Here is a 6,330-nt window from a genome sequence, read left to right as displayed (position 1 = left end):
GCGGCGAGCAGCAATCGCCTTTGCAACCTGAAAAGCAAACCGTTCTTCGCCATAATCCGCTATGACCTCCCGCATCTCATCCACACTGGCTTGCGCCAGCCAATCCGCCACCGTGGGACCACGAGTGGTGTCCATCCGCATGTCGAGCGGGCCGTCTCGCATGAACGAGAAACCACGCTCGGCATCGTCGATCTGAGGCGAGGAAACGCCCAGATCCAGCATCACGCCATCGACCTTGCCGATGCCGAGCTGCGCCAATTCTTCGGCCATGGTGGCAAAGCCGCCATGTACCACGGTGACCCGCGGGTCCGCTGCCGCCAACGCATTGGCTACGGCGATCGCCTCTGGGTCCTTGTCGAACACCACCAGCCTGGCGGCCTTGCCCAGACGGCCCAGCAGTTCGCGGCTGTGCCCGCCACGCCCGAAGGTGCCGTCGACGAAGACGCCGTCCTCCGCTCGCGTAGCCGTAGCCGGCCCGACCTGCTGATGCGACCGTGTCGCGCCCTTGCCGCCGAAGTCGGGCAGCAATAACGCGTCCACCGTCGGCTCCAGCAGAACGGGCCGATGTTCGAATTCCATAACTTTTTCAGAACGAAAACTGATTCAACACATCCGGCATACCCTTGGCCAGGTCCTCAGCCTCGCGGCTGGCCAGAGTAGCGGCGTCCCACAGCTCGAAGTGCGCGCCCAGACCGAGCAGCATCACATCGCGCGTCATACCGGAAGCGTTGCGCAGTTCAGGAGCGATCAGGACCCGGCCGGAGCCGTCCAGTTCCACGTCCTGAGCGTTGCCCAGCAACAGCCGCTGCAACGCGCGCGCCGTCATGGGAAAGGCGGCAATCTGCTCGCGCTTCTTTTCCCACTCCGGCCGCGGGTAGACCAGCAAGCAGCCGTCAGGGTGGCGTGTCAGGGTCAGCCGGCCATCGGCCTGCGACATGAGCGCGTCACGATGCCGGGTCGGAATCGAGATCCGTCCCTTGGCATCCAGCGTGAGCGCGCTGCTTCCCTGAAACACCACTTTTACCCCACTTAATTGCACAATTTCCTACTATTTCCCACTCTACGGTATGGGATCAGGGCGGTCAAGCGCGTGGTTGCAATTTTTTCAATCACAACAAGGACTTAGATCAATATGTAAATCCGCAAAAAGAAAAACCTCCCAATAAATCAGGAGGTTGCGGCACTATCTAAAAGTCCTTCTTCAGAAGTGGCGGCTAACAATGGCTTTGCATTGTTTTACGATCGGTCGATTGCTCCGGTTGGCGAGGCTTTGCGCCGGACTCCGGGATTGTGACGATCGAAAAAGTGGCCGACCCGCCCGCCGCGATGCCAGGTTCCGGTTCGAACCTCGCTCGCGTTGAGAATGAGTTGCAAGACGGGTCTATAGGCCGGATTCTGTACACCAGGTTTCCCTGGCGGACGATCATTCCTCTACGCGGATCATTGCTGAGCCGCTCTAGCCATCTACCCGCATGCTTGGACGGAGCCGCCCTTCGCGATCCGAAGACCACACGCATGCCTATTTGATGTTGCTCCGGGTAGAGGTTGCCGCGTTTCACCCTGCGATGCCGCCGTCCGTTGCCGGACGGCGCGATACGGAGATGGCCGTATCTGTGCGCGCGATGCGCGCCCACCCCGCAGACTCGTCTCTGTGGCCCTATTCCTCAACCGCGCCCGAAGACGCGGCCGGACGGCCGTTAGCCGTTACCCTGCCCTGTGGAGTCCGGACCTTCCTCGATGGATTCGCATCCACCGCGATCGTCCAACCCGCCTTGCGGTGCGTATTCTATTACACCCGTCGGCTCTGTCCCCGAAGGGCCTGCGGCGCGGACCACGCAAACGGCGTTGCGGGGTTCCTGCGACAATACGCCTTGATTCAGTCAGACGCCGCAGACACGACCCACCACATGGCCCTTGCTACGCTCATCACCCTTACCGACATCCAGCTGGCCTATGGCCACCATCCGCTGCTGGATCACGCCGATTTCGCCATCCAGGCTGGCGAGCGCATCGGCCTCATCGGCCGCAATGGCGCCGGCAAGTCCTCGCTGCTGAGACTGCTGGACGGCAGGACCCAGCCCGACGACGGCGACATCGCCCGCAGCTCGGGGCTGCGCGTGGCCACGGTCGAACAGGAACCTGAACTGGACGAAAACGCCACCGTCTTCGATGTCGTCTGCAATGTAGAGGGTGATCACGAAGATTGGCAGCGCCCGTCGCGCGTGCGTTCGGTGCTCGAAAAACTTGGCCTGCCGGCCGACGTGCAGATCGCCGGCCTGTCCGGCGGCACGCGCAAGCGGGTCGCGCTGGCGCGCGCCCTGGTCGACGAGCCGGATCTGCTGCTGCTGGACGAACCCACCAACCACCTGGACTTCGAGGGCATCGCCTGGCTGGAGGAAATGCTGCGCACCTGGAAAGGCGCCGCGGTCATCATTACCCACGACCGCCGCTTCCTGGATTCCGTCGCCACCCGCATCGTCGAACTCGACCGCGGGCGTCTGCTGAGCTTTCCCGGCAACTTTTCGCAATGGCAGGAGCGCAAGGCCCAGTGGCTCGAATCCGAGCGCCTGGAGCAAGCCCGCTTCGACAAGCTGCTGGCGCAGGAAGAAGTCTGGATCCGCAAGGGCGTCGAAGCCCGCCGCACCCGCAATGAGGGCCGCGTGCGCCGGCTGGAACAGCTGCGCGTCGATCGCGCCGAACGCCGCGAGCGCGTCGGCGACGTCTCACTGGCGCTTGCCGAAGGGCAGCGCTCCGGCAAGCTGGTCGCCGAACTCGACCACGTCAACAAGGCCTTTGGCGACAAGATCGTGGTGGACGACTACTCCACCACCATCCTGCGTGGCGACCGCATCGGTATCATCGGCCCCAACGGCGCCGGCAAGACCACGCTGCTCAAACTGATCCTGGGCGAGATGCAGCCGGACAGCGGCGCGACCCGCCTGGGCACCAATGTCGCGGTCGCGTATTTCGACCAGATGCGCGCGCAGCTGGACGAAAACGCCACGCTCATCGACATCATCAGCCCGGGCAGCGAGTGGGTAGAAATCGGCGGCGCACGCAAGCACGTCATGAGCTACCTGGGCGACTTCCTGTTCTCGCCCGCCCGCGCCGGCTCGCCCATACGCAGCCTGTCCGGCGGCGAACGCGCCCGCCTGCTGCTGGCGCGCCTGTTCGCCCGCCCCGCCAACGTGCTGGTGCTGGACGAACCCACCAACGACCTCGACATCGAAACGCTGGAACTGCTGGAAGAATTGCTGCAGGAATACCAGGGTACGGTGCTGCTGGTCAGCCACGACCGCGCCTTCCTGAACAACGTCGTCACGCAGACCATCGCCTACGAAGGCGAAGGCCGCTGGCGCGACTACGTGGGCGGCTACGACGAATGGGTCGCCCAACGGCCCGCGCCGGCGGCCCCGGCCGAAGACGCCGCCCCTGCCTCCCGGCCTGCCGATGACGCTGCCGCGCGTGCCAAGGCGGCTCGCCCCAAACCCGCCAAGTCCTCCAAGATGAACTCTTGGGAACTGCGCGAACTGGAGGGTCTGCCCGACGCCATCGCCGCGCTCGAGGCGCAGCAGGCCGAGCTCGCCGGCAAGCTCGCCGACGGCAGCCTGTACCGCGACGCACCCGCCGAGGTCGAGCGCATCAATGGCGAACTGGCCAAGCTCGAAAGCGAACTCGAAGAGCGCTTTTCCCGCTGGGAACTGTTGGAAGCACGGCGCGAAAGCGCGCTGTAATCAGCTTGTCTCTATATACATATAGAGGCGTACGAAAAATGCCCCCGAATTCGGGGGCATTTTCTTGTCTCGAACCTGCCGGCCTGCGCCGTGGCGCAGCTGCTTAGGCGCGTGCGCGCCAGAGTAGCGCCTCGCCCGCCGCCAGCGGAACCAGCGTGGTATTGCCGAACGCAATTTCCTCAGGCACCACATAGGACTCGCGCACCAGCGTCAGCGTGCCGGTGTTGCGCGGCAGACCGTAGAAGTCCGGGCCATGGAAACTGGCAAAGCCTTCCAGCTTGTCCAGCTTGCCAACGGCGTCGAAAGCCGTCGCGTACAGCTCCATGGCGTGCAAGCCCGTGTAGCAGCCGGCGCAGCCGCAGGCATGTTCCTTCAGGCCGCGCGCATGCGGGGCGCTGTCGGTTCCCAGGAAAAAGCGCGGGCTGCCGCTGGTGGCCGCTTCCACCAGCGCGAGGCGGTGGGTCTCGCGCTTGAGGACGGGCAGACAGTAGAAGTGCGGCCGCACGCCACCCAGGAAAATCGCGTTGCGGTTGTACAGCAGGTGCTGCGGCGTGATCGTGGCGGCGATCGGGCCTTCGGCATCCCGCACATACTCCGCGCCCTCCTTCGTCGTGATGTGTTCAAACACCACTTTCAGGGCGGGGAACGCGCGGCGCAGGGGCTTCATCACGCGCTCGACGAAGATCGCCTCGCGGTCGAACAGGTCGATCGAGGGGTCTGTGACTTCGCCATGCACCAGCAACGGCATGCCGCACTTTTCAAGCGCTTCCAGCGCCTTGGCGCACTTGCCCAGCAAGTCGGTCACGCCGGCGTCCGAGTTGGTGGTGGCGCCTGCCGGATAAAGCTTCACGGCGTAGACCTGGCCCGACTCGTAGGCGCGGAAAATCTCTTCCGACGTGGTGTTGTCGGTCAGATACAGCGTCATCAGCGGCGTGAAGCCATCGGGATTGCCGCCCGCCTTCTTCAGGGCCTCCAGGATGCGGCCGCGATAGGCCAGCGCCTGCTCGGTGGTCGTGACCGGCGGCTTCAGATTGGGCATGATGATGGCCCGCGCGAACTGGCGCGCGCTGTCGGCAACCACGGCCTCCAGGGCCGCGCCGTCGCGCAGGTGCAGATGCCAGTCGTCCGGGCGGGTGATGGTGAGCTGAGTCGTATTTTGAGTAGACATGGGTAGGCTTCTTAATCTGCCAGCGGCATGCCCCGTTCGGCCAGCGCGCAGAACATCGCGCTGCCCAGGGGAATGACGGCATCGTTGAAATCGAAATGCGAGTTGTGCAGCACGCAACCGGAATCGGCTCCGCCCTGGCCCAGCCGGAAGTATGCGCCAGGCTTGCTCTGCAACATGAAAGAGAAATCCTCGGAGCCCATCGACGGCGTCAGATCGCGCACGACGTTCTCCTTGCCTATCATCTCGGTGGCGATGTCGGCCACCAGATTGGCATGCTGTGGCGTGTTCAAGGTCGCCGGATAGATCCGTTCGTAAGTCACTTCAGCTCTGCCGCCAAAGGCGCCCGCAATCGCGGACACCAGTTCGCGCATGCGGGTCTCCACCATTTCCTGGACGGATTTGCGGAAAGTCCGCACCGTACCCACCATCCGCGCTTCGCGAGGAATCACGCTCATCGCGCCAGGATGTCCGGCTTGCAAGGACCCGATGGACACCACCGCCGAATCCAGCGGGTTCACGTTGCGTGACACGATGGTCTGCAACGCCGTGATGATCTGGCCGGCAATCGTGACAGGGTCGATGGTTTGATAAGGATGCGCACCGTGGCCGCCGCGTCCGGTGATGAGGATCTCGAAGCGATCCGCCGCAGCCATCATCGGCCCGGGATTGATGCCTATCGTGCCTGGCTTCAGGCCCGGCCAGTTGTGCAGCGCATAGATCGCGTCGCACGGAAAGGTATCGAACAGCCCGTCTTCCAGCATGGCGCGCGCGCCGCCGCGGCCCTCTTCGGCGGGCTGGAAGATCAGCACCGCGGTACCGTCGAAATTGCGCGTCTGCGACAGGTACTTGGCCGCGCCGATCAGCACCGCGGTGTGGCCGTCGTGGCCGCAGCCGTGCATCAGGCCGGGCTTGGTCGACTTGTGGCCGAAGTCGTTGTCCTCGGTCATGGGCAAGGCATCCATGTCGGCGCGCAGGCCTATCATGCGTCCGCTGTCGCAGCGTTTGCCGCGGATGACGCCCACCACGCCAGTCTTGCCGATGCCCCGATGCACCTCGATCCCCAGCGCCTCCAGCGCGCCGGCCACGATGCCGGAGGTCCGTACCTCCTCGAAGCCCAATTCGGGATGCGCGTGCAAATCGCGCCGCAGCGCCGTCAATTCGTCATGAAAGAGGCGAATTGATTCCAAAGGAGATCGTGCGTACATAGGAGGTTACAGAATGACGATGTAGGGAGGACAGTCCGTGCATTTTAGTTGCTACAGAGGATAAATGCCTTTGTCTTTACGGGAGAGACACGTTATGCTCCGGCCGCAGGACAATTTTTCCAACAGCCAGAGAAGGAGCGCCGCATTATGGCCACAACCTCCAAACCCGCGACCGCGCGCAAGCCGAACGCTGCATTCATGAAGCCCCTGACCCCCAGCGCCG

The 6,330-nt window shown here is 63.8% G+C and carries 5 protein-coding genes, 1 other RNA gene and 1 pseudogene; 2 read left to right on the top strand and 5 right to left on the bottom strand.

Annotated elements, in window-relative coordinates; all coding sequences use genetic code 11:
• The 3 genes from rsmH to rnpB all read right to left on the bottom strand — a co-directional run.
• Positions 1 to 579, bottom strand: a 579-nt coding sequence (gene rsmH / locus VIR09_RS07925; protein WP_332012379.1) for a 16S rRNA (cytosine(1402)-N(4))-methyltransferase RsmH, incomplete at its 3' end; no start/stop codon positions are given.
• Between the two features lie 7 nt (positions 580 to 586).
• The gene (gene mraZ / locus VIR09_RS07920; RefSeq protein WP_006226256.1) at positions 587 to 1,015 is read right to left on the bottom strand and encodes a division/cell wall cluster transcriptional repressor MraZ; all 429 of its coding nucleotides are present in this window, start codon (positions 1,013 to 1,015) and stop codon (positions 587 to 589) included.
• 353 nt (positions 1,016 to 1,368) lie between these two features.
• Positions 1,369 to 1,774: RNase P RNA component class A (rnpB, locus tag VIR09_RS07915), an RNA gene on the bottom strand.
• Positions 1,775 to 1,907: 133 nt separating this feature from the next.
• Between rnpB and VIR09_RS07910 the strand changes: the two genes are divergently transcribed.
• A complete protein-coding gene (locus tag VIR09_RS07910) occupies positions 1,908 to 3,734 on the top strand; it encodes an ATP-binding cassette domain-containing protein (protein ID WP_332012378.1) in 1,827 nt (608 codons plus the stop codon).
• Between the two features lie 103 nt (positions 3,735 to 3,837).
• Here VIR09_RS07910 and pyrC read toward each other — a convergent pair whose 3' ends face one another.
• Both pyrC and VIR09_RS07900 read right to left on the bottom strand, forming a co-directional pair.
• Positions 3,838 to 4,902: a dihydroorotase gene (pyrC, locus tag VIR09_RS07905; RefSeq protein WP_332012377.1), complete on the bottom strand. Its 1,065-nt coding sequence runs from the start codon at positions 4,900 to 4,902 to the stop codon at positions 3,838 to 3,840.
• An 11-nt stretch (positions 4,903 to 4,913) separates the two neighbouring features.
• Positions 4,914 to 6,107 (bottom strand): M20 aminoacylase family protein, encoded by a 1,194-nt coding sequence (locus VIR09_RS07900; protein WP_332012376.1) that lies wholly within the window; start codon positions 6,105 to 6,107, stop codon positions 4,914 to 4,916.
• A 147-nt stretch (positions 6,108 to 6,254) separates the two neighbouring features.
• Between VIR09_RS07900 and VIR09_RS07895 the strand changes: the two are divergent.
• Positions 6,255 to 6,330: pseudogene (locus VIR09_RS07895) on the top strand (DNA topoisomerase III); the annotation flags it as partial.

Origin of the sequence: Achromobacter sp. (genome assembly GCF_036567245.1) — a bacterium.
GTDB lineage: Bacteria > Pseudomonadota > Gammaproteobacteria > Burkholderiales > Burkholderiaceae_B > Achromobacter.
Note: the sequence above shows the minus strand (reverse complement) of the source record. Positions and strands in the feature narration are given on the sequence as shown.

Bases quoted from the DNA above. Each gene is read 5' to 3' on its own strand.
- VIR09_RS07910 (WP_332012378.1), top strand. From the start codon at position 1,908: ATGGCCCTTGCTACGCTCATCACCCTTACCGACATCCAGCTGGCCTAT.
- pyrC (WP_332012377.1), bottom strand. From the start codon at position 4,902: ATGTCTACTCAAAATACGACTCAGCTCACCATCACCCGCCCGGACGAC.
- VIR09_RS07900 (WP_332012376.1), bottom strand. From the start codon at position 6,107: ATGTACGCACGATCTCCTTTGGAATCAATTCGCCTCTTTCATGACGAA.